Source organism: Aquiflexum sp. (assembly GCF_977115555.1).
In genome coordinates this window covers 1-1,785 of record NZ_CDSBKL010000602.1, presented here as the reverse complement: position 1 = coordinate 1,785, position 1,785 = coordinate 1, and the positions used below count along the sequence as shown (strand labels likewise).

At 43.6% G+C, this 1,785-nt stretch carries 2 protein-coding genes; both read left to right on the top strand.

Translation table 11 applies throughout. The annotated features are described in order from the left end of the window. Window positions 1–449, top strand: a 449-nt coding sequence (locus tag ACZFYI_RS20000) for a DUF4432 family protein (protein ID WP_462525883.1), incomplete at its 5' end; no start/stop codon positions are given. Window positions 450–548: 99 nt separating this feature from the next. Further along, entirely contained in the window at window positions 549–1,754 is a 1,206-nt protein-coding gene (locus ACZFYI_RS19995; protein WP_462525882.1) for a hypothetical protein, read from the top strand. Window positions 1,755–1,785: the final 31 nt, after the last annotated feature.

The following is a 1,785-nucleotide window of genomic DNA, read 5'->3' as shown; positions in this document are numbered from 1 at the left end:
TGATCGATGAGGGAACAGATATCCTTTGGGAAGGAAACTGGAATTCCATGGACAATGATCCGGACAACAGAATTTTCAACCAGAACAACAACTTCAAAAAGTGCCCGGCACCAATGGATGCCCATGCGGGATTTGGGGAAGATGTAGCTTTCATAGATCCCAAAGCTGATAAAAACGGAAAAAGTACCTGCGGATTTGTCAACCAAAACCTTGGCATAGGACTTACACTGACTTTCAATAAGAATCAATTGCCTTGGCTGATCAATTGGCAACATTGGGGCAAAGGTGAATATGTGACCGCCCTCGAGCCGGCCACCAATCCACCGATCGGTCAAAGCGGTGCAAGAAAAAACGGGACTTTGATTGAATTGCAACCCAAGGAAAAAAGAGGTTATGACTTGGAAATCAGAATTATTTCTTCAAAAGTGGAAATTGAAAAACTAGTCTAATTAATAAAAAACCTCTTTTTTCAATTTCAATAAATATCTGAAAGGATCAAAAGCATAAACATTAATAAACAAGCAATAACCCAATAACCAATAGCAACCATGAGTTTGGCAAAAAAAGCATTAGAACAAGGAGAAGGCATTTTGAGATTGACCCCGACATGGGTTCCCCGTTCTTTTTGTGTTCCGGGAAGAAGGATCAAACTTCATCCTGACGATTACTACGCACTAGGAGGAGCACGTGGCGGCATTGATGAGCGGTGGTTTTCTTCCACCACCCCTGCACAAAATGGTCCTTTGACAAGCAAAAATGAAGGACTCAGTCATATCGCTTTGGAAGAAGGCGGCAAAACAGAACTCTTTCTTTTAAAAGATGCCATAGCTGAACTCGGTGCACAAATTATCGGAGACCGGCTTTGGAACAAGTATAAATCATGGCCGATGTACTCCAAGTTTTTTGACAACATGGGACCACTCCCCCACCATATCCATCCGAGTGATGAATTTGGTGCATTGACCGGACAAAACGGTAAGCCTGAAGCTTATTATTTCCCTCCTCAGGTGAACAACCACGGCGGGGATTTCCCATATACTTTCTTCGGAATTGCACCGGGGACATCCAAAGAAACCATTTTGGAATGTCTGAAAAACTTCAACAAAGGGGATAACAAAATCACCAATTATTCTCAGGCATTCCGCCTTCAGCCCGGAACAGGTTGGGATGTGCCACCGGGAATGCTCCATGCCCCCGGAAGCCTGTGTACCTACGAACCACAAAAAGCCTCTGATATATTTGCCATGTACCAATCTTTGGTCAATGAAGCGATTATCCCGGATGAATTGCTGTGGAATGCTACTCCAAAAGACAGAATCGGAGATTATGAGCTGCTTTTGGAGATGATCGATTGGGATTTGAATGTCAATCCAAACCTGATGGATAACCACTACATGGAACCAAAGCCTGTTCATGATGAAGCCACCATGCATGCAGCAGGATTCCACGAGTCTTGGATTTGCTACCGCTCTCACGATTACAGCGCCAAAGAACTGACAGTATTCCCAGGTCAGACTGTAACCATCACTGACAACGCCGCATATGGAATGATCATGATGCAGGGTCATGGAAAAATGGGAGCATGGGATATCGAAACCCCGGCTTTGATCCGTTTTGGACAATTGACGCATGACGAGTATTTCGTCAGTGAAAAAGCTGCTATGGCAGGGGTAAAAATCACCAATCATTCCAAAACCGATCCTATTGTCATGCTGAAGCACTTCGGACCTGACAATCCTGATTTAAAAATCTAACTATTTGGTAAAAAGTATATTGTACCTAGTA

Excerpts from the sequence above, each read along its gene's own strand:
- ACZFYI_RS19995 (WP_462525882.1), top strand. The coding sequence starts at position 549 with ATGAGTTTGGCAAAAAAAGCATTAGAACAAGGAGAAGGCATTTTGAGA.